Source organism: Neisseria sp. P0021.S007 (genome assembly GCF_051956855.1).
In genome coordinates, this window is record NZ_JBQCXA010001330.1 from 1 (window position 1) to 497 (window position 497).

Sequence of the window (497 nt, forward strand, 5' to 3'; positions counted from 1 at the left end):
TATCTTATCTATTCTGATGGAAAACGAATCAGGTGCGATGAGCCGTGTGGTAGGTTTGTTCTCCGCACGCGATTACAATATCGACTCCTTGGCTGTTGCGCCAACCGAAGACAAAACCTTGTCTCGCATGACCATCGTTACTCATGGCGACGAACACGTTATCGAGCAAATCACCAAACAACTCAACAAACTGATTGAAGTTATCAAAGTGGTTGACTTGAACGAAAGCCGTTTTGTCGAACGCGAACTGATGTTGGTAAAAGTCCGCGCCGTCGGCAAAGACCGCGACGAATTCCTGCGATTGACCGAAATCTACCGCGGCAGCGTTATTGATGTAACAGACCGCAGCTACACCATCGAAATCACAGGTTCCACCGAAAAACTCGACTCTTTCCTCGAAACAGTCGGTCGCGCCCAAATTTTGGAAACCGTACGCACAGGCGCAGCCGGTATCGGTCGTGGCGAGCGCATTTTGAAAATTTAACGCTGTATCGTTC

At 48.9% G+C, this 497-nt stretch carries 1 protein-coding gene; it reads left to right on the top strand.

Features of this window, described 5'->3' with window-relative positions; translation table 11 throughout:
- Position 1: 1 nt before the first annotated feature.
- Complete coding sequence (gene ilvN, locus ACTHUR_RS19000) at positions 2-484, top strand: acetolactate synthase small subunit (protein ID WP_440400331.1); 483 nt, start codon at positions 2-4, stop codon at positions 482-484.
- The last annotated feature ends 13 nt before the right edge of the window (positions 485-497 follow it).